Source organism: Pantoea sp. S18, assembly GCF_045689705.1.
Classification (GTDB): domain Bacteria; phylum Pseudomonadota; class Gammaproteobacteria; order Enterobacterales; family Enterobacteriaceae; genus Pantoea; species Pantoea symbiotica.
Genome location: NZ_CP142688.1, coordinates 3,395,100 through 3,420,245 on the forward strand (window position 1 = coordinate 3,395,100; position 25,146 = coordinate 3,420,245).

The window sequence follows — 25,146 nt, forward strand, 5'->3', positions numbered from 1 at the left end:
AACCCCTTCCCCGTAGGGTCGGCATTCATGCCGACCAGGTCCATCACCGCACCACATTTACTCCCCGCTCAACCGCTCCAGCAATCCACTGCGTCGCTGGGTACGCAACTGCACAGCGCGACGGAACACGCTGTCATCGCTATACAACGTCAGCTGCTTACGTGCGCGGGTAATCGCGGTATAAATCAGTTCGCGCGTTAACACCGGCAGAAACTGTGCCGGCATCACCAGCGCCGTGTGATCAAACTCCGAACCCTGCGATTTATGCACCGTCATCGCCCATGCGGTATCGTGGGTCGGCAATCGGCTCGGCTGCACCGCTTTAATGCTGCCATCCGGCAACGGGAAGAACACTTTCAGCAGACCTTCTTCGTCAAACAGTGTGATGCCAATATCGCCGTTAAACAGACCCAACGCACTGTCGTTACGCGTCACCATTACCGGACGCCCCTGATACCAGCGACTGCCGCCGGTTGGACGACGAATCAGCTGCAGCTGCATCAGCTTCTGCTCAACACGCTGGTTCAATCCCTGCACGCCAAACGGCCCTTCACGCAGCGCACACAGCAGCTGATAACGGCCAAACGCTGCGATAATCTCGGCAGGATCAGCGCGTTGGCTAATGAGTTTCAGGAAAGGCTGATAACCGGCGGCAATCTCCGTCAGCATCGCCTGATACGCATCCGCATCCTGCAAAGGTTGACGGGTGATATCGCTGAACCCTGCCTGGAATGCCGCTTCAACCGCCTTTGCATCACCGGCATTAACCGCTGCGGCCAGTTGGCCAATGCCGGAGTTGGCGTCAAAGCGGTAACTTTTGCGCAGCAGGCAAATCGCATCGCGCACGGCGGGCGCGCTGATGTCATCAATGCCGACGACCTCGCTGCCGGTGAGTTCACTCAGCTGCGCAGCACGCATCGGGCTGTATCCGGCTTCGGCACAGCGACAGATATCACCGAGCACCGCGCCCGCTTCCACCGATGCCAGCTGATCGCGATCGCCGAGGAACACCACGCGCGCCTGCGCTGGCAATGCGGCAATCAGATTCGCCATCATGCCAAGATCGACCATTGAGGCTTCATCCACCACCAGCACATCCAGATGCAGCGGATTCCCGGCGTGATAGCGCAGGCGCTGCGTTTCCGGCTGCGCGCCCAACAAGCGGTGCAGCGTGGTGGCGTCGGCAGGAAAGCGCTGCCGCTCCGCCTCACTCACCGGCAGCTTTTGCAGCGCTTTGCCCAGCGATTCGGTAAGACGCGCTGCCGCTTTGCCGGTTGGTGCAGCCAACTGAATACGTAACGCGCCTTCACTGAGACGGATCAGCGCCGCCAGCAGTTTTGCTACCGTGGTGGTTTTACCGGTGCCGGGACCGCCCGAAATCACTGCAGTTTTCTGCGTTAGCGCCACCGCCGCCGCAATCTTCTGCCAGTTATCCGGCTCGGTGCCAAACAGCTGATCCAGCACTTGCCGCACCTCTTCAGCCGCAAAAGGTTGTGCTGTCGACGGTGACAGAAAGAAGCGTGCCACCTGCCCTTCGTTGTGCCAAAGGCGATGCAGATAGAGACGATCTTCGCTCAGCACGATGGGCGCCGCTTGCTCGCTGCTACTCAGCGCCGACCAGCCGCCTAAAATGGCAGGCCAATCCTGCGGTTCTCCCGCCGCTTGCCAGATGGCCTGCGCCAGCTCCGCATGACGCCCTTTAAACAGGTTGTCGCGGCTTAGCTGTGATAACGGCAGACAAACATGCCCATCTCCCGCTTCCGCGCTCAGGCACGCTGCCAGCAGCAAACGCGCCGGTTGCTCGTCATCGGCCAGCAGTTGAGCGAACTGGACATCCAGCGAACGCAGCAAACGCAGCTCAGCCGCCTGTGCTAAAAGCGCGGTCATACCGCTCATGCTGTCGCTCCCGGCCCGCGAAACAGGCTATCCAGTTGTGAAATGAAGTCGAAAGTCGGGCGGGTGTGGAACACGCCGTTGTCTGGCGAACTGCCGTCCATGCCACGCAGGAACAGATAAAACACGCCGCCGAAATGCTGCTCATAATCGTAATCCGGCACGCGATGTTGTAAATAGCGGTGCAGCGCCAGCGTGTAGAGTTGGTACTGCAAATCGTAGCGGTGGTCGATCATCGCCTGCTCCATTGCCTGCGGCGTGTAAGCTTCATGGCTGTCGCCGAGCCAGTTGGATTTGTAATCCAGCAGGTAATATTTGCCCTGCCAGCGGAACACCAGATCGATAAAGCCTTTCAGCATGCCCTGCACCTGACGGAAATCGAGCGGTGGGGCCTGCGCCGATAACGCATCCTGAGAAATTAACGCGCTCAGTTCACGCGCGGTCAGCACGTTGTCGATTGGCAGATAGAACGCCATCTCCACCAAACGATCGCTGCTCTGCACCTGCGCCAGATGAATGCCCTGTGCGTTGAGCGGCGTGCTCAATACGCGCGTAATCCACGCGCTGAGCATCGGCTGCCAGTGCAGCGGATAGCCGTTTTGCTGCAGATGTTGCGCCAGCATCTCTTCGGAAGGCGGCTGCGGGAAATCCAGCGATTCGAACAGCTCATGCAAAAACGTTCCCGGCGCAGCACCGCGTGGGAAGTGATGTGGCGTTAGCGCCGCTTCGCCTTCCTCTTCACGCTCCTCTTCGCCTGCCGCTTCCACATCAAAATTCGGCATCACCTCAAGCAGACGATGAGCACTGTGCTGCTGCAAACCAGAATAACTGGTGACGCGCCACGGATCGGCCAGCACGCGCGTTACGGATCGTGCACCTAACTCGCTATCGACCACAGCCTCAACCTGCCAGCGCTCGGCTTGCATATCTTCTGCCAGCACCACATCGGTGCCCGCCGCGTCCATGTCATGCAGTAACGCACCGAGCTGTTCGGCCGTCGCCGCTTCGCCGCGCTGCAACAGAAAACCGAGCGCGCTTTTATGCAAATCGCTCTCGCCCTCTTTCTTGCGCGTGCCGCGAAACAGCGGTGCCACGCCGACGCTGCAGTGATAGATCGAACGGGTCAACGCCACGTAGAGCAGGCGTAAATCCTCTGCCAGACGCTCCTGTTCGGCCAGCGCCAGGCTCTCCTCGTCGGCTTGCAGATCCAGCACCGCGTCAAAGTTCTCACGATCGTGATAGAGCGCGGTATCGGCCTCGCGGAAACCGGCGGCAAACGGCAGCCACACTAACGGATATTGCAGGCCTTTAGATTTGTGGATGGTGACGATCTGCACCAGATGGCGATCGCTCTCGAGACGCAGCTGCTGGCTGGCAGACTGGCTGTCCGGACGCGCGATCTGCTGTGCCAGATGACGCACCAGCGCATGTGGGCTATCCAGCTGCGCAGCCGCTTCCTGCAGCAGTTCGCCCAGATGCAGTAAATCCGTCAGCCGACGCTCGCCGTTCTCCGAGGCCAGTAGATTTTCCGCCAGCTGGCGCTCCAGCATCATCTCGCGCAGCATCGGCAAGACGCCACGCTGCTGCCACACCAGCTGCCAGCGGGCAAAGGTATCCACCAGTTCATCCCAACCGCGCGCATCCTGATCCAACGCGTCCAGCTGCGAGGCATCAAAAGCAAAGAGTGAAGTTGCCAGCGCGGTGCGCAGCATACGCTCCTGCTCCGGCGCCAGTACTGCCTGCAACAGCCATAACAGCTCGCGCGCTTCCGGCGTGGTATAAACGCTTTCGCGATTCGACAGGTAAACCGACGGAATCCCCAGCAAATTCAGCGCTTCTCGAATCAGGTTGGCTTCGTTACGGCTGCGCACCAGCACGGTGATGTCAGAGGCTTGTACCGGCCGCAAATTGGGAGCTTTGCCCAACATCGCGCGCTGCTGCTGCCCGGCCTGCAACCAGCGACTTATATCGGCCGCACACTGCTGCGCCATACGTTGTTGATAATCGCCAACGCTGCAGCCTTCGCCCGGCTGCAGCCAGAAGCGTAACGCCGCTTGCTCAACCTGAGCGATGCTAAGAGACAATTGCTGGTTCGGTGGTGCGAACTGCACCGGCTGGAACGGGATCTCAGCAAACAGGAAGGGCGCGTCGAGGCGTGCAAACAGTTGATTAACGCTGTTGACCATCGCTGGCGACGAGCGCCAGTTGGTGTCCAGCGTGTAATGCGCGCTGACTTCGCTGCGCGCGCGGATATAGGTAAAAATATCCGCGCCACGAAATGCGTAAATTGCCTGTTTGGGATCGCCAATCAGCAGCAGCGCATGCGCTGGCTGATTGATGTAAAGCGTACGGAAGATGCGGTATTGCAGCGGATCGGTATCCTGAAACTCATCAATCAGCGCCACCGGGAAACGCTGGCGAATCGCCTGAGCCAGCTGCTCACCACTCGGCTGTTGCAGTGCTTCGTCGAGGCGGCTCAGCAGGTCATCAAAACCCAACAGTGCCTGCTGACGTTTCTCTTTGCGCACCGCAGCGCGAACCTCTACCAGCGCGCGCGCAATCACCAGGTCGCGCAGCGACAGCGGTTGGGCAAGGAAAGTGTCGATGGCGTCAAACACATTGTGATGCGGCGGATTGCCCTTTTTGGTCTTCTCTTCAAGCATGCGTTGACCGAAGCGCGCCAGTTCGGCAGGCACCTGATAATCACGCGTTTCACTCTGCGCCCAGAAGCTGACTTTGTTGACCCAGACCGGCAAATTTTTGCTGCTGTAGCTGCGCTTATCCACATCGGATTGCCCCACCAGCGTCAGCACCTCTTCACCCACCGCCAGCCATTGCGCTTTCATGGCGGCGATACGCGCCAGGTTTTCGCTGTGGCGCGAAGACAGAGTTTCACTGTCGGCAGGCGGCAGACGCAGGCTGGGCGATTCGCCCTGCAACCACGGACGCAAAGTGGAAAGCAACTGCTCTGGGCCGCTCCATTCGCTGACAATCACCCGCGCGACATCCAGCGTCAGCGGATAGCAGTGACGACGCCAGAAATCGGCGGTCGCCTGGCGCAGCAGCAGCTGTTCATCCTCAATCAGCTGTTGTTCAAACAGCATGCCGGACTCAAAGGCGTTGAGATTCAGCATGCGCTGGCAGAAGCCGTGGATGGTGAAAATGGCGGCTTCGTCCATCTGGCGTTCAGCGGCCAGCAGCAGCGAAGCGGCATCGGCGGGTTGCGGGATCTCCTCCAGTAGCTGCATCAGCATCGGGTTGCTGCTGACGCCGCGCAGGCAGGCGAGCCGCAGCTCGTGGATGTTGGCGCGAATACGCCCGCGCAGTTCAGCTGTCGCGGCCTCGGTAAAGGTCACCACCAGAATCTCTTCTACCGACAGCGGACGCGAATAAGCATGTTGTCCACCCAATCCCAGTAACAGCCGCAGATAGAGCAGCCCGATGGTAAAGGTTTTACCGGTTCCGGCTGAGGCCTCAATCAGACGCTCACCGCGCAGCGGCAGCGTCAGAGGATTGAGCGATTCAGGTAGCAGACTCATTGCGCGTCACTCTTCACGGGCAACGATTGCTGCAGCTTCTGGACCTCATCCCATGTGGTCCAGGCCGGCAGCTGTGCGTAGTCATCTTTGGTCGCGCCATCATGGCTGCCGCCAATCTGCGAAATCATCGCCATGCCTGTTTGTGCTAAGACCGCCTGATGGAAGAAGTCGGCCAGACCGGCTGGCGTCAGTTGCTGAATTTGCTCAATCGCTTTTTCACGCGTATCGAAAGCAAAGTTCTGACGTTTAAAGTCACGGTTAAAGCGGTTCGCCTCTTCATCCAGCGTTTGCGGGCGCTGCTTCATATCGTTGATTAGCGCCTGCTGATACTGGGCAAAATCTTCCGCTTTCATGCTGCGCAGACGCTGTTCAGCCTGCGGATAAAACGCCTGGAAGCGTTGCAGTAAAAACGCCGGCTGCTTGCTGTTACTTTGCAGCAGGAAACCGATGCCCCATTGGCGTCCAATCGGCATCTGATACGCAAACACCGCATAGCCGAGCTGCTCTTCGGTGCGCAATTGGTTGTAGAACCAGGGTTGAACGATCTGGCTCAGCATAGTGCTGTTGGCCATGCTTTGATATTCGCTGTAACCCAACGGTACATACAGCGCGGCCAGCGCCGAATCGGTGCTGCTGCCGGCTTTTTGCAGGTTGGCCTTCATCGCTTTATCCACCGTCACATAATCACTGTGCCAGTAGCCGTGACCATCGCTCTGCAACTGCTGCTGCAGCTCATCGCCGAGCTTTTTCACGCGATCGGCAGAGAGATTGCCCACCACCATCATCTCTGGCGTTGCATGATGAATCAGCGCATCGCGGTAATCGGTGACCTCTTTCAGCGTGATGTCCTTCACCAGATTGCGGCGCGTTTCACGCTGGGTATAAGGCAGCTGCGACAACATCTGCATCGGCTGAATCGCCTGCTCAAACGCTTTGCCCTTCTCTGCCGCCTCCAGTCGATCCAGATACCAGGATTTGGCCTGCTCCAGCTGCTGCTGATCCGGCGTAAAGGTGGCGTAACCTTCCACCAGCTTCTTCAGTAATTCCGGCAGACGTTGGGTAAAACCGCTGGCGCTAAACACGATGCCATCATCTTCCCCGGTGGAGAAACTGATGCCGCCAACCGAGGCCTGCGAATTCAATTCATCCAGCGCCAGGCTGGAGAGATAGTCATTCAAGCCAAACAGCACCTGCTGGCGCGCATCGCTAATCGCCGATTTGTTGCGCAGCGCCAGGGTAATAGCGGCTTTCGGTTCACTGGCAAACAGCTGACTTGGCATCCAGTAAATACGCATGCTGTCGCCATTGGTCAGTGCTACCGGATGATCGTAGGTTTTGCCATCGGAGGGAATGATGGAGAAATCCGACGGAATGTAGGGATTCAGCGTGGGCATCGACAGCTGGAGCTGTGCGGCGCGTTGCTGCCAGTCGCTGAACTGGGCGTCGCTGATTTTGTCCACCTGATAGGGCGCATTCACAAAGTAGGCCTCTTTGTTATGCGGCTCCTGCGGGCTGATATACCAGATACGCGCGTTCTGCGGCGTCATTTCATCAAGACGCGTTTTTATTGCGGCGGGATCGAACTGATCGGCCAGATAAGGCGCATCCAGCGTATGTTCAACCGGCACCCGCAGCATGGTATCCACCAGCCATTCGATGTAATCCATATCGCGGGTAATTGATGGATAACGGAAATCCAGCGCCAGCACGTGGGAGACTTCATCAAAGTACTCTTTGCTGATGCCTTTGCTGCGCAGCATATCGAGGTAGCTAAACACCGCCGCGACCACTTCATCGCGCTGCGCCAGACCTTTGTCGGTTAACGAGACGCTGATAGCAAAGACGCCGCTATTTCGCTCGGTCATTGGGTCAGCACCTGCGCTGACACCATCCGCCAGCCCCTGCTTTTGCAGCCAGTCGTTCAGGGTGTTTTTGCTGCGATTGCCCAGAATGTAGCTGATCAGCGTATCGGTTTTGCTGCGGAACTGGCCGCTGTTGTTCGGGATGCGGAACTCAATTTTTAACTGCTTGCGCGGCTGGGCAGGCACGTAATGGATAATGATGCCCTTCTGCGCGTCGGTCACCACCGGCACGTCAATCTCTGGCACGGTGGTCTGATGATTAGCCACCCGACCAAAGGTTTGTGCCGCAATGTCGGCCATCTCGGGCAGCGGCTTGTTACTGTAGATCACCGCCTTCATCAGATTGGCGGAGTAGTGACTGTGATAAAAGTCGGTCAGCGCCTGATGTAATTTGCTGTCCGGCTTGTCGCTCAACGTATCGAGATTGCCGCCGGAATAGCGCGAACCCGGATGCGCAGGGTTAAGGGTTTCTGCGCCAACCTGCGCCATGCGCAAGCCATCGCGTGAGCGAGCCATGGTGAGTTCTGCGTTGACCGCATGGCGTTCACGATCGGCATTAACCGGATCGAGCAGCGGTTCAGCAATCGCATCGGCCAGTCGGTCTACCGCTGGCTGCAGCGCACTGTTTTCCACTTCCAGATAGAACGCCGTGCGATACGACGCGGTGCTGGCATTGTGGCTGCCGCCATTTTTTTTCAGGAATTCGGCGAGGTTATCAGGCTCTGGATAACGCTTTGATCCCATTAACACCATGTGTTCGAGATAGTGCGCCAGACCCAGTTGCTGATTAGGATCGTCCAGCGAACCGATCGGCAAGGTCAGCGCCGCCAATGATTTAGGCGCTTCGGCATCCGAGACCAGCAGCACGGTCATGCCGTTGTTTAACGTAATCGCCTGGTAACTGCGTGGATCGTGATCGCTTTTACGAATGGTGTCATTGATGGGTTGCCAGCCGCGATCGGTATCGGCAAAGGCATTCAGCGCTAACGTGCTCAGCAGCAGCGCTCCAATCCAGCGTGCGTAAATCCGCATTTAAACCCCTTACGTTACCCTTTTTCCGCTGGCTGTGTGCCCAGCGGTGAAATAGACAAACTTTCTTATCGTGTCAGGAACAGCCTCAAACGAGGCCGTATTCCCTTGCTATTCATCATTTTGATGCGCCAGGCGCACCGGCAAATACCATTGGCGTGCGGCGGCAGTTATCGCCTGCACGGCATCATCATCCAATGAGCGACTCAGGCGTTGCAGATAGGGATCGCTGCCCTCGCCTTCCACCTGGAAACCACCCTGCCAGGCTTGCAGCAATTTGTTAAGTGCCTTTTTTTGCGTTGCTTCATCTTCCAGCAACTGCTGTGACTTGCTATCAAAGCTGGCTTCCAGCCAGGCGCCGCCGGATTTATTCAGCAGCATCAGCGGCTGGACTAATCCGGCCTGATAACCCACAACATACTCATTCAGCAGCGACAGCGCCTGTTCAGCAGCCAGCGCCGCGAAGCGCCAGTGACTCTGTTTACGGCCGTACATGCGGCTTTCACCGCTGCCGCCCAATGCGCAATACACCAGGTGTTCCAGCCATAACAGCAGGCCATCATTCATGTTGAGCACGCCCGGACGCCAGCGCAGCAGGCCATCAGCTTGCACCTGCGTCAGCCAACCGGTCAATTGCACTTCGCCAAGCGTTAGATTGATTTCCCAGCTTTCGGCAGGCTGGCGTTGACCACTCACCTCGGCGGCCACTTCCTGCATCTCTTCGGTCTGGCTCTGCCAGAAAAGTTCTCCGAACGCGCCATAAGGCAGATTGCCTGCAGCGCGGTGACGTGCATACAGCTGCGCCGGATCGTCACCGTTGACCAGCGTATTCAGCAGTTGGGCGTTGATTTGGTAGCGTTCGAGGCTGTCAGGCGCGAACGGTTCGCTGTCGGGCAGCTCACTCTCTTCCATCCAGAAAGCCACACCCAAGCGCTGCTGGAACCAGACGCGCACCGGATGACGCCAGAAACGCAGCAGTTGCTCCAGCGACAAGGTTTCTAACGGTGCAGGCAGCAAGGGCTGCACAAAATCAGGTTGTGCCACGCCGCTGCCGCTGGCAGCTGGCAGCCACTCAGCAGCAAAGCTTTGCCCGTGCGTGCCCGGCTGAAAATTCTCTGCGGCAAACGGCATGCGGCTATGCAGCTTTTGCAGATGTTCGCGCACGCGTTGCTCGCTGATATCAGGTTCAAGTGCTTCATCACCCGGCAGACGGAAGCTTTGTCCCAGATAATCTACCAGCTCGCTCACTAATACCGATGGATAGCGCTCCGTGTTGTCCTGAATCGCCCGGCCAATGTAGCTGATATAGAGCTGCTGCTGCGCCGAGATCAACGCTTCGAGGAACAGATAGCGGTCATCATCGCGGCGGCTACGGTCGCCTTTGCGCATCTGTTGCTGCATTAAATCGAAGCCAAGCGGCGCTAAGGTGCGCGGATAGACGCCATCGTTCATGCCCAGCAAACACACCACTTTGAAGGGGATCGAACGCATTGGCATCAGCGTACAGAAGTTGATGGGACCAGCAAGAAAACGCTGGCTAATGCGCTGCTGATCGAGGCGTGAACGCAGCTCATCGCGCAGCAACGTAACCGGAATCGGCTGTTGATACGCCGCCTGCATGCCTTGTTCGATAATCTGTTTCCACTGGGTCTCCACCAGCAGCAGCGCGGCTTCACTTTCGGCGTCTCCGTTAAAGAAGCACTCAATCAGCTCACGACACAGCGGCTGCCACTCTGCCAGCGTACGTTCTTCTGCCAGACGCGCACGCCACTCTTCCAGTCGCGATAGCAATTCGGCCAGATGACCCGCCAGCTCAGCGATCAAACCGCTGGATTCGTCATACGGCAGAATCCCTTGCCAGTCACCGTTGCGGCTCTCCAGCGCATAACCGAGCAGCATGCGCTGCAAGCCGAAGCGCCAGGTGTGTTGTCCGGTTACCGGCAGCGCCAGCGCTTCCACGCTGGCATCATCCAATCCCCAGCGAATGCCGGATTCCATCACCCAACGGCGCAGCAGTCGTAGCCCGCTTTCATCCACCGAGAAGCGCTGCGCTAATGCGGGAACCTCAAGCAGCGCCAGCACATCTTCGGAGGCAAAGCGACTTTCAGGCAGCGACAGCAAGCTGAGCAGCGCCAGAATCGCCGGGTGCGCCTGACTGGCGCGGCGGTCGGAGATGGCGAACGGCAAATAGCGTTCGCTCGGTGCGCTGGCAAAAGCAGCCTGAATAAAAGGGGCATAGCTGTCGATATCTGCCACCATCACGATGATGTCGCGCGGCTTGAGTTCGGGATTTGCCTCCATCAGCGTGAGCAGATGATCCTGCAGCACTTCAACTTCACGCTGAGCGCTATGACACACCTGCAGCGTGATCGAGCGATCGTCAGGATCAAGCAGGCGTTTCTCGGCGCTGTTCGCCAGCTCACCGGCGTTGAGGCCAATGACCGCTCTATCGTCCAGATTGAGCAGATCTGCTTGCAAGCTGTGCAGCAGATTGTCTTGTGGCATCTCAACGAAGGCATCAATGTCGTTGGCGGAGGATTCCATCTGGCTCAGCAGAAACAGGTTATCTCGCCCCAGTTTGCCCCATGACGCCAGCAGCGGATTGGTCAGCTGCTGCTCGCCGATGTCGTTAAACAATGCCGACGCGCTAGCCGGATCGCGGAACAGCGGCTGCAGCTCATCCGATTGTATGCGGCGGCACTGGCGGCTTTGCAGCTTCGCCAGGAAGGCATAATCCTGAATGTCGCCCCAATAGTGACGGCAGGGATTGGTGAACAGCAGATGGATATCAATGTGACGGCCCAGCGCTTCCAGCGCCTGCAGATAGACCGGCGGCAGCGCGGAAATACCGCAAATAAACACGCGCTGTGGCAAACCCGGCGGCGGCGTTTGCGCCTGTTCCAGCTTTTGGATGAAACGCGCATAGAGATTGGCGCGATGCCACATCGGCTGACCCAGGCTTTCGGTGAAGTTGACCAGATCGCACCACAGCGGCGCCTGCCACTGCTGCGATTCGCCCAAGCCATCAATCAGTTCACCGCGCTCCCAGCTGTTGAGCCAGTCCGAGCGATACACCAGATATTGATCAAACAGGTCAGCAACACGGGCGCTGAGCTGATACAGCTTGCGTTTGTCGTCATCATCATTGAGGTAGTGACGCAGCGGCTGGAATGCATCCTGCTCCAGCAAAGTTGGCAAGCGATGCATCAGCTTCCAGCTCATGCTGGCTTTGGTGAAGGCGCTCTCTTCAGGAATATCGGGCAGCACCTTAACGAACATGTTCCAGATGAAGCTGGCAGGCAGCGGGAAATCGATGTTGGCGGCAATGCCAAAACTGTTAGCCAGCTCCATTTGCAGCCACTGCGCCATACCTGGGCTTTGTACCAGCACCTGCTCAGCCGCCAGCGGATCGGCCAGCGGTTGATTTTCAATCAGAATTCCTGCCAGATTTTTCAACAGATCAAGCTGATTTGAGTGATAGACCCGGAACATATTTCTCCTAAACACAAGACAACAACGCAGCCGAGCCACTCTACCGTTTATCACCTGCGATGCCTACCGCTAGTGGCAATTGAGCTGCGCCAGTGAGGCGGAACGCTGTTGTGGACCCGTAACCGTAATGCGCTCCAGCGTACAGCCGCCCGCCAGGCTCTGCTGTTGGCGCTGACTCTGCCATCCCTCAACGTCACGTCCAAGCAACGCCTGACCGGCAACACGCCACGCCTGACGCTGTTGCCACTGCTGGCTAAAACCCAGCGCCAGCGCACGATGATATTGCAGCAAGGTGCTGATGGTCATCGCCAGCAACAGCATCGCAACCAACGTTTCTGCGAGGCTAAAGCCCTGCTGCTTCTGGCTGGCACAGCGCCGGCTGCGACAGCGGACAGTAATCGATCCAGCCATGCGCTTGCCGCTGTGGTTGCGTGTTGGGGATTGATACCCAACGATAGAGCCACAGCGCGCGCCCTTCTCCATGTCCCGATAACAACGCATTGTCATCCTCCATCCGTAGCAGGCAGCTTTGCCACTGCTCTGCTGTCCATTGCTGGCATTGCCAGCCGGTGGCCTGCGGCCAGTTTTGCACGCTGCCCCACTCTAACGCCGCCTGCGCCTGCCAGAAATCCTGACTGTGCAGCTGCTCGTCAGCCACTAATACCATGCTTTGCGAAAGCTGAGTCCGCGTGGCGTGTAGCGTCAATCCGCCCATCAGCAACATCATCAGCACCATGCCCAGCGTGCTATTGCCGTGCTGCTTCACAGATTGATTCCTTCGATCCAGTTTTCCAGCTCTACGCTTTGGCTGTTGGCGTGTCCCGCCAGTTGCAGCACCAGACGCGTTCCCTGCCGTTCAAGCTTAAAGGCATCGATGGTGAGAAACGCTGGATCGGAGAGTTTCTCCCAGCCGCTGCTGTTGCACTCATCCACGCCACGCTGCATTTCAAGCTGTCCGCTGCGCAGCCGATAGCCGTAATAGTCACTTTCGCTGTGGCCCACGCCTTCCCAGCGCCCGTTGCTGTTCTCATCCCAGCGTAGTAAAACGCAGCTGCCGTTGGCGGCAAGTGTCAGCGCCGAACCGCTACACTGGCCGTGGCAGTAGCCGGCACGGCGCAACGCTTTTTGCAGCGTATTGGCGATCTGCTGCAGCTCCTGCTGCAACTGCACGCGCTGTTGCAGGCGCAGATTTTGCTCCAAAAGCAGCGGTAAAAAACGCCCGACGCTGACCATCAATACCGCGCCTATCGCCATGGCAATCAGCATCTCCAGCAGGCTAAATCCGCGTTGCGCTATTCGCATCCTTTCTCTCCCGGCTGACAGGCACGAATGCGCGCTCTGGCGGAGATGATTAAGCGCCAGCGTCCGGTCGCACTGGCGAGATCGATGCTGCCGGGACGTGCGACATCACGCCAACCATAAAAACCAATGTCACCGGTAATGGCGACAATGCGCACGCTGTCGTGCGGCGGTTTAAATAACCAGCGCGAGGGCAATGCACAGCCTTCTGCAGGTTTCGGTCCCGCGCCCAGACAGCCGTTTTCACCGCTTTGTAGCCACAGCGTGAGATCGCGATTGTGCCAGTTAGCATGGGCGCGCAAACGCAACAGAAATCCCTGCAGTTGCAGTACGCTGTCGCGCAGCTGTTGATATTGCTGCCAGCGCTGCCAGCCTTGCAGCGCACCGACGCTGAGTATGCCGGCGATCACCATCACTAATAGCAGTTCGGGCAAGGTGAAGCCGTAGTTATCGTTTCTGTTCATGGCGGGTAATGTGCCCAGCGACATGAGGTTGAACAAGCGAGGGAAATCAGTGTTGGGAAACGTTGCGCAGGGAATCGATTGAGGTGTGCAGTGGGATACAGCGTTTTGTGAGTCGGGTTCAGGATTGAGGTGCGGTTGGGGAGTGAGATGCGGTGAGGATTGAGGTGCGGGTGAGTAGAGGTCGCCATGAATGGCGACCCTACGAGAGTGTTGCTAAATTGCGACGGGCGCTTTAATCGCTGGATGCGGATCGTAGCCTTCAATCTCGAAATCATCGAACTGATAATCGAAGATAGAGGCTGGTTTACGCTTGATCACCAGCTTCGGCAACGGACGCGGTTCGCGCGTCAACTGCAGGCGTGCTTGCTCTAAATGGTTGCTGTACAGATGGGTATCGCCACCGGTCCAGACAAAATCGCCCACTTCGAGATCGCACTGCTGCGCCACCATATGCACCAGCAGCGCGTAGCTGGCGATATTGAATGGCAGACCAAGGAAGATATCGCACGAACGCTGATAGAGCTGGCAAGAGAGCTTGCCGTTCGCCACGTAGAACTGGAAGAAGGCATGGCAAGGTGCCAGCGCCATTTGGTCCAGCTCGCCCACGTTCCACGCCGAGACAATGATGCGGCGCGAATCCGGGTCACGCTTCAACTGCTCAATCACTTTACTGATTTGATCAATCTCTTCACCCGAAGCGCTGCCCCAGCTGCGCCACTGCTTACCATACACCGGACCAAGATCGCCATTCTCATCTGCCCATTCGTCCCAGATGGTGACCTTGTTCTCTTTCAGGTAACCGATGTTGGTCTCACCTTTCAGGAACCACAGCAGCTCATGAATGATGGAGCGCAAGTGCACTTTCTTGGTGGTGACCAGCGGAAAACCGTCCTGCAAATTGAAACGCATCTGGTGGCCAAAGATGGAGATCGTGCCGGTGCCGGTACGGTCGGCCTTTTCTGCGCCTTCATTCAGCACATGTTGCATTAGGTCCAGATACTGTTTCATTTTACCTCACGAGTTTGTTGCTGCGGGCGACGACGATACGCCCAGATCATCATAATCACACCGGCCAGAATCATCGGGATCGACAGAATCTGTCCCATGCTGACGCCGCCTTCAAACAGGCCAAGCTGTGCATCCGGCTGACGGAAGAACTCCACGATGATGCGGAATGCGCCGTAACCAATCAGGAACAGGCCCGAGACGCTGCCCATTGGGCGCGGCTTGCGAATAAACAGGTTGAGAATGATGAACAGCACGATGCCTTCGAGGCACAGCTCATACAGCTGCGATGCATGACGCGGGAGCACGCCGTAGGTGTTCAGCAACTCCTGGTACTGCGGATTATTGGCCGCCAGCGCGATATCTTCGCTGCGTGAACCCGGGAACAACATCGCGTATTTGAAATCGGGCGCCACGCGGCCCCACAGTTCGCCGTTGATGAAGTTACCGAGACGACCGGCACCCAAACCAAACGGGATCAGCGGTGCAATGAAATCCGCTACCTGGAAGAAAGTGCGCTTGGTGCGGCGTGCGAAGATCAGCATCACCACAATCACACCAATCAGGCCGCCGTGGAACGACATGCCGCCATCCCAGACCTTAAACAGATACAGCGGATTTTCCAGGAACAGCGGCAGGTTGTAGAACAACACATAGCCGATACGTCCACCGAGGAATACGCCGAGGAAGCCCGCATACAGCAGGTTTTCCACTTCCTCTTTTTTCCAGCCGCTGCCAGGTTTGTTGGCGCGTCGCGTCGCCAGCCACATGGCAAATACAAAGCCCACCAGATACATCAAGCCGTACCAGTGAAGCGAAACCGGTCCGATAGAGAAAATTACCGGATCGAATTGGGGAAACGAAATGTAGCCGTCAGTCATCTTTCACCACTGTTTTTTTCTGCCCTGAAACGGGTCTGGCTAAGGGTTCACATAATAAAAGGCCGCGCATAATAGCACAGCCACGTTTAACACAGGTCGCGAAGATGTAACCGTTAACGCCCGCCGCGAATCAAACCGCCTAAACCACGGCGCTCCATAAAGGTGGAGACCAGATGGCGCACTTCCGAGGCGGTATGCGCAGCCAGTCCATGCTCGCTGAGCTTCTGCGCCTCTTCAAAGTCGAGATGACGCAGCAGATATTTCACACGCGGTACGTTCTTGCCGTTCATGCTGAGATGGTGATATCCCATGCCCACTAACAGCGCGACACACATGGGATCACCGGCCATTTCACCACACAAGCAGAGCTCCAGTTTGGCCTGGCGGGCTTCGCTGGCGATGGTGTGCAGCGCCCGCAGCATCGCCGGATGCAACGAATCATACAGGTTCGCTACGCGCGTGTTGTTACGATCGACCGCCAGCAGATATTGCGTCAAATCGTTGGTGCCGACGGAGACAAAATCCACGCGATCCGCCAGATGCGGGATCATAAACAGCATCGACGGCACTTCAATCATGATGCCAATGCGCGGCTTAGGAATCACATAGCCGAGCATCTCCTCCACTTCGCGGCCAGCACGATCGATCAGACGACGCGCATCATCGATCTCGTCGATATGGCTGATCATCGGCAGCAGAATGCTCAGGTTGCCAGACGCCACGTTGGCGCGCAGCATCGCGCGCACCTGCACCAGGAAGATTTCAGGCTGATCGAGCGTTAAGCGAATGCCACGCCAGCCAAGGCACGGATTCTCTTCGCTGATTGGCATATACGGCAGCTGTTTATCCGCGCCGACATCCAGCGTACGCAGCGTCACCGGCTTGTCGTAGAACAGCTGCAGCATGCCCTGATATTGCGCCACCTGCTCCTCTTCGGACGGGAAGCCATTGTGCAGCATGAACGGAATTTCGGTGCGGTACAGACCGATGCCATCCACCCAGTTATCCAGCGCCTGCTCGTGTTCCGGGCTTAGACCGGCATTCAGCATCACCTGAATGCGCTCACCGCTTTTCAGCTCGCCGGGCTGCTCGACCACGCCTTCGGCCATTTTGCTCAGCGCGTTCTCTTCGCTGATTAAGCGCTGATACTCCTGCACCAGCACCGGTTCGGGATCGATCAGCACCTCGCCGCGATAGCCATCAACAATCAGCAAGCGTTTGTTGAGTTGCGCCGGCAGGATATCCGCGCCCATTACGGTGGGAATGCCCATCGCACGCGTCAAAATCGCCGCATGCGAGTTGGCGGCACCGTCGCGCACCACCACGCCCGCCAGACGCTCCTGCGGCAATTCAGCCAGCGTGGTGGCGGTAAGTTCATCAGCGACTAACACGAAGCGTTCCGGCCAGGCATTGGTGCCGACCAGTGAATCATCGAGGTGGAACAGCAGACGTTGACCGAGCACGCGCAGATCGCCGGCGCGCTCGCGTAAATATTGATCCTGCAAGTTGGCGAACTGCTCGGCGAACTTCTCGATCACCGTTTTAACCGCCCACTCCGCTACCGATCCGCGCTCGATCTCATCAAACAGATCTTTTTTCAGGCGCGCATCGGTAAGCAGGTGCGAATAGAGATCGAAGATCGCCGCGCTCTCTTTCTGCACGCTGGCAGCAAAGCGTTTACTGAAGCGGCGAAATTCGTTGCCAGCCTCGCCCATCGCCAGCACCAGACGCTCGCGTTCACGCTGCACGTCAAGCGTGGAGGCAGCGGAAACCTGGTCGAGCAGCGGCTGGGTTTCATCCACCCAACCGGGCGCAACTGCCACGCCAGGCGCCGCGGCAATGGCTTTTACCCGCGTTTGACGGAATTGGCCGAACAGTTGACCGAGCTGCGACTGCGACAGCAAGCCCGCCATTTGCGTGGCGAGCGTGACGAGGAAAGACTCTTCGCTTTCATCAAACTGACGGTGTTCGCGCTGCTGGATAACCAGCACGCCAAGCAGCTGGCGACGGCTGATGATCGGGACGCCGAGGAAGGAGCGATAGCGCTCCTCTTTAACAGAAGGAATGTATTTGAAGCTGGGATGACTTTGCGCGTCGGCGAGGTTGATCGGCTCGGCTAAGCGTCCAACGAGGCCAACAATGCCTTCATCAAACGCCAGCGTGACCGTACGACCACGCGGCTTTTTTAGCCCGCGTGTCGCCATCAGGTAGTAGCAACGACGATCGTGATCGGCGAGATAAACCGAGCAAACCTCGGTTTCCATCGCAAGGCAAATTTCGTTTACCAGAATGTCGAGTGCTTCATTCAGACGTGGAGCACTCGCCACTTTCTCTACAATTTCGCGTAACTGAGTGAGCATAAAGGGCGTGGCCTATCCTCTTTTACGTCGTTGGGCGGCGTTATTACGCTGCCCCGCACTCTCCTGCATAGACATCACTACGCCCGCGAATTCTTTCATTACGCGGCGATACACATCGCGCTTGAAAGAGACCACCTGACGTACCGGATACCAGAAGCTAACCCAGCGCCAACCATCAAACTCGGGCGTGCTGCTGTGCTGCACATTGATTTCCGCGTCACTACACATCAACTGCAGAAGAAACCACTTTTGTTTCTGGCCGATACACACCGGCTTTGTGTCCCAACGCACCAAACGTTTTGGCAACTTGTAGCGTAACCAGTTTCGGGTTGAAGCAAGTATTCGAACATCTTTGCGGTGTAAACCCACTTCTTCGAACAGTTCGCGATACATCGCCTGTTCAGCAGTTTCACCCGGATTGATGCCTCCCTGAGGAAATTGCCAGGAGTGCTGTCCAAAGCGCCTGGCCCACAACACTTGTCCTTGCCTGTTACAGATTACGATACCAACATTCGGGCGGTAGCCATCATCATCGATCACTGGACTACCTCAAAGCTAAATTTGAATAGCCTGATTGTTTCACACTCCTTACAGGCGGTAAACCACTGGATAGCGGGCCGCAGGCGGAATAAAAACAGGATAACTCACAGAGATTAGCCAAGTTATAAACAGACGACCCCCTTTATCGGCGATCTTATTCACGTTTTCTGTGGATAGCTTTGTGCAGAACACGGGAATGAGTTGAATAACCACTTCGGATAAATCTCATCAGTCAGCATGATAACGGCGACAAATGCGATATTTTTCATTGATATAAAACTTATTAACCGTTAAATCACTATCAGGATCAACGGTTATCCTCCGCTCGGTTTTTTCGATCGGTCAAAGATCCATCACCGACGTTTTTATCCACAGAGAATGCCCTAAACCTGGTCAAAGAAAGGAAAAAAAGCGTTCAAAACACGAAAGTCAAGGCTGTAAATGGAAACAGGGGTACAGGCAAAGGGGTGTTACCCCACTTTTCTGTGGATAACTAGGTTCAACACCTGTTCATTGTCGATAACAAGCTGGGATAACCTGGCCATATCATCGGATGTCCTCATTCCATTGGAATAAAAAAGCATGCTGAATCATGCTATTATCACAGTTATTCAACTAACTGCCATGTGGACAAACCCGGCCCGCGTTTACTGTTCACTCTTCAACCAATGTGAGTTTTAGCATGCACTCCTCACCGTTATTACCGTCGCCACCTGAAAACGAAGCGGAATTACTGCAGCGCGCACAACAGCTGGCGGGACAGACCTTTGCCGCGCTGGCGGCGCAGATTAACCTGCCGATTCCCGCAGATTTGAAACGCGACAAAGGCTGGGTTGGCATGCTGTTAGAGCTGCATTTGGGCGCCAGCGCCGGCAGTAAAGCCGAGCAGGATTTCGCCCATCTCGGTATTGAGCTGAAAACCATTCCGGTGGATGCGCAGGGCAAACCGCTGGAAACCACTTTCGTGTGCGTGGCGCCATTAACTGGCAATAGCGGTGTGACCTGGCAAACCAGCCATGTGCGACACAAACTGGCGCGGGTGCTGTGGATCCCGATCGAAGGCGATCGTGCCTTGCCTTTGGCCGAGCGCCGCGTCGGTTCGCCGCTGCTGTGGCATCCGAGTGAAGAAGAGGAGCAACAGCTGCGCGAAGACTGGGAAGAGTTAATGGATATGATTGTGCTCGGCCAGGTGGAGCGCATCACCGCACGTCACGGTGCCTGGCTGCAAATCCGCCCTAAAGCCGCCAACAGCAAAGCGTTGACCGAAGCCATCGGCGAACACGGCGAGCCAATCATGACGCTGCCGCGCGGCTTTTATCTTAAGAAAAGCTTCACCGGTCCGCTTTTAGCGCGACATTTTTTACTGTAAATGCATATTGCTGCCGATAATTTTAGGAATGATGCGATTACTCCTAACGACGAAAGCATTTATTACTACACTTTTGCTGTTGAAGTCGCGAGAAGGAGATAAGAATGAAAGGGTTGGTGAGTGCAGTGGGTTTAGCGTTGGTTGCCGTGTTACTGAGCGGTTGTAGCAGTGATTACGTCATGGCGACCAAAGATGGCCGCATGATTATGACAGATGGCAAACCTGCCATCGATAAAGAGACCGGATTGGTACAGTACACCGATGAGAAAGGCCATCAGATGCAGATCAATGGTGATGAGGTTTCAACCATCATTGAGCGTTAAGTGCCAAATTGCCCTGCCTGCACGCGTTTTCCCTTTGTGCAGGCGATTTCCCGAACTTTCCCCTCTTCCTTCCGCGCCGCTTCACACGCTATAGTCCCAAAGGACACAACATTCCCTTTCATAATGAAAAAAGGATGCCGGCAAATGCACTATCACCGTATTCCCCATAGCACGCTGGAAGTGAGTCAGCTGGGGCTTGGAACCATGACGTTTGGTGAGCAGAACAGCGAAGCCGACGCCCACGCACAGCTTGATTACGCGGTTAGCAGTGGTATTAACCTGATTGATACCGCGGAAATGTATCCGGTGCCGCCGCGCCCGGAAACTCAGGGATTAACCGAACAATACATTGGTAGCTGGCTGAAGAAGCGCGGCAGCCGTGACAAAATCATCCTCGCCAGCAAAGTGGCCGGACCGGTACGCGGCGCAGATGCGTCGATTCGCCCAAACCAGGCGCTGGATCGTAAAAACATCCGCGAAGCGCTGGATGCCAGCCTGAAACGCCTGAACACCGATTATCTCGATCTCTATCAGCTGCACTGGCCGCAGCGTCAGACCAACTATTTCGGCAAGCTGGGTTATCAATACACCGATTCCAGCGTGCCGGTGACGCTGCTGGAAACGCTGGAAGCGCTGACCGAACAGGTGCGCGCCGGTAAGATTCGCTACATTGGCGTGTCGAACGAAACCGCGTGGGGCGTGATGCGTTACCTGCAGCTGGCTGAAAAGCATGAACTGCCGCGTATCGTCACCATCCAGAATCCGTACAGCCTGCTGAACCGCAGCTTCGAGGTTGGTTTAGCGGAGATCAGTCAGCATGAAGGCGTTGAGCTGCTGGCTTATTCCAGCCTGGCATTCGGTACCTTGAGCGGTAAATACCTGAACGGTGCGAAACCCGCCGGTGCGCGCAATACGCTGTTTAGCCGCTTCACCCGTTACAGCGGCGATCAGTCAAATCAGGCGATTGCTGCCTATGTTGCGCTGGCGAAGAAGCACAATATGGATCCGTCGCAGATGGCACTGGCGTATGTGCGTCAACAGCCGTTTGTCGCCAGCACCTTGCTTGGCGCCACCACGCTGGAGCAGCTGAAAATTAACGTTGAGAGTTTCAATCTAACGCTGAATGCTGATGTGTTAGAGGAACTGGAAGCGATTCATCGCCAGTTTACCTATCCAGCCCCGTAAAACCGTAGGGTCGCCATTCATGGCGACCAGGTGCGCATAAATGCGCACCCTACAATATTCTGCCGTAGGGTCGCCATTCATGGCGACCTTTTCAATTCCCGCCCAATCTACCGCCGCCCTTTCCACCACAACACCGCAATCGCCACGGCGAAAATCGCACCGAATCCGACGCCAGTTGCCACCGCAGGCGCGCCCAGCTTAATCGCCACGGTATACAATCCCAACATCAGCAGCATCGCGGTATTTTCACCGAGATTCTGTACCGCAATCGCGTTGCCTGAACCCACGGACTCCTTGCCGCGCTCCTGCAGCAGCGCATTCAGCGGCACCACAAAGAAACCGCCCAGCGCACCAATCAACATCAGCACCAGATAGGCATTCAGCAAACTGGTTTGCAACGCGAACACCACCACCATCACGCCAATCAGCACACCGGCAGGCATGCAGCGACGCACGGTTTGCAGCGTCACCAGTTTTGCCGCCGCAGCCGCGCCAATCACGATGCCAATCGCCACCATTGCATTCAGCGTGGTTGGGGTTTTGTTGTCGCTGATGCCCAGCGCCACCGGCACCCACAGCACCAGCAGGAAACGCAGCGTCACGCCTGCGCCCCAGAATAAGCTGGTGCCGAGCAGCGAGAAACGCGTCTCGCCGTTACGCCACAGCAGCTTAGTGGCCGCGACAAAACTGCGCAGCATGGCAGCAAAATGCCAACTCTGGCCCGGACGCGCCGCCGTTAGGCGCGGAATAAAGATATTCGCCACCACCGCCATCGCATAGGTCATAGCACACACCACCAGCGCGGCCACGAGGTTCCAGTCTGCCAGCATCCCGCCCGCCACCGAACCCAGCAGAATCGCTGCAATGGTCGAGCCTTCCATCAAGCCGTTAGCTTTTACCAGACGTTCACCGCTGGTGATCTCCGTCAGAATGCCGTACTTGGCCGGCGAATAGGATGCCGCGCCAATCCCCACCAGCGTATAGCCAAGGAACGGGTTGAAGCCGAAGCAGATGGTCAGCGCGCCCAGCAGCTTGAGGCTGTTGGCGAACATCATCACCCGACCTTTGGCGAAGCTATCCGCCATCTGCCCAACGAACGGCGCGAGCAGAATGTAAGTGGCGACAAACAGCATTTGCAGGATTGGCTGGCTCCAGTCCGGATAGAACTGATTTTTCAGCACCGCCAGCGTAACGAACAGCAGCGCGTTGTCGCCAAATGCTGAGAAGAACTGCGCCACGATCACTGCCAGCATGTTGCGTGACATTAGCGGTGCATCGTTATTTAACGCCTGGCTCATGCCTGCTCCTCTTCTGCCAGCTGCTTGAGGCTGACATAGTCCGGTTTGCCGCTGCCCAGCATCGGCAGCTGTTTCATCACGCGAATATCGCGCGGCACCGCCAGTTCTGGTGCGCCAATCTCACGCGCTGCTTTCAGCAAGGTATCGCGCCCCAGTTCGCTGTCGGTAGTAAACAGCACCAAAGCTTCACCCCGATTGCCGTCCGGACGCAGCGATGCCGCATGCTGCTTCTCGTTGGAGGCTTTCAGCGCAATCTGCTCCACAATCTCCAGCGACACCATCTCACCGGCAATTTTGGCGAAGCGTTTCGCACGCCCCTGAATCTGGCAGAAACCGCCTTCATCAAAGCTGACGATATCGCCGGTGTCGTACCAACCCGCTTCCATCTCGCCTTCGCCGTTATCGGCAACCGGCACTTCCAGCACGCCCGGATTCTCTACGCGCAGATAACCGTTCATCACGTTCGGACCGCGCAACTGCAGACGACCGCCCTGCTCAATGCCCGGCACCGAAATCAGACGCGAATCCATGCCCGGCAGAATGCGGCCCACGGTGTGATTTTTTGCCGCCATCGGCACGTTGATCGCTACCACCGGCGCGCACTCCGTTACGCCGTAGCCTTCGAGAATACGGATGCCGTATTTCTCCATGTAGATCTGACGTGTCGCTTCCTGCAATTTCTCCGCGCCTGCCACCACATAGCGCAGACGCGCAAAATCGTAAGGGCTAGCGAAACGTGCGTAGTTGCCGAGGAACGTTGAAGTACCAAACAGCACGGTGCAGTTACGGTCGTAAACCAGCTCCGGCACGATGCGGTAATGCAGCGGGCTCGGATAGAGAAACACCTGCGCGCCAGTCAGCAGCGGCGTGAACAAACCAACGGTTAAACCGAAGGCATGGAACAGCGGCAGCGCCGACATAAAGCGGTCGCGCGGGGTGAAATCCGCCACGGTACGAATCTGCTCAACGTTCGCCAGCAGGCTTTTATGCGAATGCACCACGCCTTTGGGATTGCCTTCCGAACCGGAGGTAAACAGCACCATCGCTGCATCTTCCGGCTGCTGCGCCACCTGCGCACGGCGCGGCATCAGCAGATGCGCCACGATCCACAATTTATCCTGCAAGGTGACGGTATCTTTCAGATCTTCCAGATAGATCCACTGCACTTCGTTGAGTCCCTGCGGCAAGTGCCACAGGTTGCCTTTTTCGAGGAACTGGCGCGAAGTAAAGACGGTTTTCACCTGCGAAGCGGTCAAGGCCGCACGCATGCCATTTACGCCTGCGGTGTAGTTGAGCATCGCCGGAATACGGCCGCGCAGTGAAGCACCAAGAATCGCCGCCGCCGTCACCGTGGCGTTCGGCAGCAGCAGACCGACGTATTCACCTTGCTGGCTGTAGCGCTCAAGAATGCGGCCCACGCCGAGCGCTTTCTTCAGCAAACCGGTGTAGCTATCCGGCTTGAAGTTGATGTCTTCGATGCACGGCTTCATTGCGCCATAGCGCTGACGCGCATTGAGGAAAGCCTCGAACAGCGTTTCACGCGGACGCACCGCCATGCGGGCTTCCATCATCACATGGTGCAAGTGTTCACCCGCCAGCGTACGGCGATCGCGCGCGCGCTTGGCTTCAGGCATCGGGATTACCGTTGGCGGCAGCACCGTTAAGGTGATGCGTGGGAACAGCCGGCGTTTAAACACGCCCGCCAGACGACCGAACGGCGTATATTCCGCGCCTTCGATACGCATCGGCACCACGGTGGCACCGGATTTCGCCGCCACAAAGCCCGCGCCGCTGTAGATCTTCATCAGCGATCCGGTCACGGTAATGCGACCTTCCGGGAAGATCACCACCGGACGGCCTTGATTGATCATGCGCACCAGATGTTTGATCGACATCGGCTTGGTGGGATCGAGCGGAACGAAGTCGATAATCGGCTTCAACATACGCATAAACCATTGATCGCTGATCGACGAATAGACCGCGAACACCGGTTTGATCGGCAGAAACAGCGCCACCAATACGCCATCGAGAAATGACATATGGTTGGGGGTGATCAGCACTTTCTCTTTATGCAGTGCCGCGAGGTCGCCGCGCAGTTCCACGCGCCACAGCAGGCGGAACAGGAAACGGAAAAAAGTCAGTAGCATGCCAGCTCCTTAGCAGTCGTAAAAAATGGCTCTTACGATGCAGGATCTGGGGATTTTCGACAAGTGGCGCGGTGATTTAAACGCAATTGCGGCCTGCGGCCAGGTGCGCATGAATGCGCACCCTACGTTGTAGGGTCGCCATTCATGGCGTAATGCCGCTCAGTTAAGCGCAGAGCGACTTTCGTTCGCCTCGTGCTGAGGCAGTTGCAGCACCTTCGTGCGGCGACCGAGCAGAGGACGCCTGGCCGCGCCCTCTGCACTCCCGGGCCTTGCGCCAGCCCAACCCGCCGCTTCGCGGTGCCTTCACTTATTCACGATTCCTGACGGACCGGTGTCGATTCGCTCCTGCTCAGCGCCACCTCTCGCCGCATCCATGCGACTCGCCCTGGAATCCCTCATTCGCTCAGCGGTTTGGGATGTCGCCTCAACACCCGCGCTGCAGCATCAATGTATTATTTTG

17 protein-coding genes are annotated in these 25,146 nt (G+C 57.0%); 3 read left to right on the forward strand and 14 right to left on the reverse strand.

Annotated elements, in window-relative coordinates; translation table 11 throughout:
• Nucleotides 1-57: 57 nt before the first annotated feature.
• The 12 genes from recD to rppH all read right to left on the reverse strand — a co-directional run bounded on the left by recD (nt 58) and on the right by rppH (nt 18,364).
• Entirely contained in the window at nt 58-1,896 is a 1,839-nt protein-coding gene (recD, locus tag VIJ98_RS15905) for an exodeoxyribonuclease V subunit alpha (RefSeq protein WP_154155399.1), read from the reverse strand.
• Entirely contained in the window at nt 1,893-5,432 is a 3,540-nt protein-coding gene (recB, locus tag VIJ98_RS15910; RefSeq protein WP_323274942.1) for an exodeoxyribonuclease V subunit beta, read from the reverse strand. The genes recD and recB overlap by 4 nt, the downstream gene beginning before the upstream one ends.
• Nucleotides 5,429-8,326, reverse strand: coding sequence for a pitrilysin (gene ptrA, locus VIJ98_RS15915; protein WP_154155395.1), 2,898 nt, complete (start codon nt 8,324-8,326; stop codon nt 5,429-5,431). The genes recB and ptrA overlap by 4 nt, the downstream gene beginning before the upstream one ends.
• 108 nt (nt 8,327-8,434) lie before the next feature.
• Nucleotides 8,435-11,815: an exodeoxyribonuclease V subunit gamma gene (recC, locus tag VIJ98_RS15920; RefSeq protein ID WP_323274944.1), complete on the reverse strand. Its 3,381-nt coding sequence runs from the start codon at nt 11,813-11,815 to the stop codon at nt 8,435-8,437.
• Nucleotides 11,816-11,884: 69 nt separating this feature from the next.
• Nucleotides 11,885-12,226 (reverse strand): prepilin-type N-terminal cleavage/methylation domain-containing protein, encoded by a 342-nt coding sequence (locus VIJ98_RS15925; protein ID WP_154155391.1) that lies wholly within the window; start codon nt 12,224-12,226, stop codon nt 11,885-11,887.
• Nucleotides 12,159-12,581, reverse strand: coding sequence for a DUF2509 family protein (locus tag VIJ98_RS15930; protein WP_323274946.1), 423 nt, complete (start codon nt 12,579-12,581; stop codon nt 12,159-12,161). Before VIJ98_RS15930 ends, VIJ98_RS15925 begins: the two co-directional genes overlap by 68 nt.
• A complete protein-coding gene (locus VIJ98_RS15935; RefSeq protein ID WP_154155389.1) occupies nt 12,578-13,117 on the reverse strand; it encodes a prepilin peptidase-dependent protein in 540 nt (179 codons plus the stop codon). Before VIJ98_RS15935 ends, VIJ98_RS15930 begins: the two co-directional genes overlap by 4 nt.
• Nucleotides 13,108-13,578 carry a prepilin-type N-terminal cleavage/methylation domain-containing protein gene (locus tag VIJ98_RS15940; RefSeq protein ID WP_154155387.1) on the reverse strand — a complete coding sequence of 157 codons (471 nt, stop codon included), beginning with the start codon at nt 13,576-13,578 and terminating at the stop codon, nt 13,108-13,110. Before VIJ98_RS15940 ends, VIJ98_RS15935 begins: the two co-directional genes overlap by 10 nt.
• Nucleotides 13,579-13,791: 213 nt before the next feature.
• Nucleotides 13,792-14,586: a thymidylate synthase gene (thyA, locus tag VIJ98_RS15945; protein WP_008109264.1), complete on the reverse strand. Its 795-nt coding sequence runs from the start codon at nt 14,584-14,586 to the stop codon at nt 13,792-13,794.
• Nucleotides 14,583-15,464, reverse strand: coding sequence for a prolipoprotein diacylglyceryl transferase (gene lgt, locus VIJ98_RS15950; protein ID WP_008109262.1), 882 nt, complete (start codon nt 15,462-15,464; stop codon nt 14,583-14,585). Before lgt ends, thyA begins: the two co-directional genes overlap by 4 nt.
• 113 nt (nt 15,465-15,577) lie before the next feature.
• Nucleotides 15,578-17,824: a phosphoenolpyruvate--protein phosphotransferase gene (gene ptsP, locus VIJ98_RS15955; protein ID WP_008109260.1), complete on the reverse strand. Its 2,247-nt coding sequence runs from the start codon at nt 17,822-17,824 to the stop codon at nt 15,578-15,580.
• 12 nt (nt 17,825-17,836) lie between these two features.
• The gene (gene rppH, locus VIJ98_RS15960) at nt 17,837-18,364 is read right to left on the reverse strand and encodes an RNA pyrophosphohydrolase (RefSeq protein WP_007890933.1); all 528 of its coding nucleotides are present in this window, start codon (nt 18,362-18,364) and stop codon (nt 17,837-17,839) included.
• Between the two features lie 682 nt (nt 18,365-19,046).
• On the opposite strand from rppH, the gene mutH reads away from it, so the two are divergent.
• From mutH to VIJ98_RS15975, 3 genes are all read left to right on the forward strand, one after another.
• Nucleotides 19,047-19,733 (forward strand): DNA mismatch repair endonuclease MutH, encoded by a 687-nt coding sequence (gene mutH / locus VIJ98_RS15965; protein WP_154155385.1) that lies wholly within the window; start codon nt 19,047-19,049, stop codon nt 19,731-19,733.
• A 104-nt stretch (nt 19,734-19,837) separates the two neighbouring features.
• Entirely contained in the window at nt 19,838-20,056 is a 219-nt protein-coding gene (locus VIJ98_RS15970) for a YgdI/YgdR family lipoprotein (protein ID WP_007890930.1), read from the forward strand.
• 144 nt (nt 20,057-20,200) lie between these two features.
• Nucleotides 20,201-21,241, forward strand: coding sequence for an NADP(H)-dependent aldo-keto reductase (locus VIJ98_RS15975; protein WP_256697268.1), 1,041 nt, complete (start codon nt 20,201-20,203; stop codon nt 21,239-21,241).
• A gap of 107 nt (nt 21,242-21,348) precedes the next feature.
• On the opposite strand, the gene lplT is transcribed toward VIJ98_RS15975, so the two are convergent.
• Nucleotides 21,349-22,539 (reverse strand): lysophospholipid transporter LplT, encoded by a 1,191-nt coding sequence (lplT, locus tag VIJ98_RS15980; RefSeq protein ID WP_008109254.1) that lies wholly within the window; start codon nt 22,537-22,539, stop codon nt 21,349-21,351.
• The gene (gene aas, locus VIJ98_RS15985; RefSeq protein WP_323274951.1) at nt 22,536-24,686 is read right to left on the reverse strand and encodes a bifunctional acyl-ACP--phospholipid O-acyltransferase/long-chain-fatty-acid--ACP ligase; all 2,151 of its coding nucleotides are present in this window, start codon (nt 24,684-24,686) and stop codon (nt 22,536-22,538) included. The genes lplT and aas overlap by 4 nt, the downstream gene beginning before the upstream one ends.
• Nucleotides 24,687-25,146 lie beyond the last annotated feature (460 nt).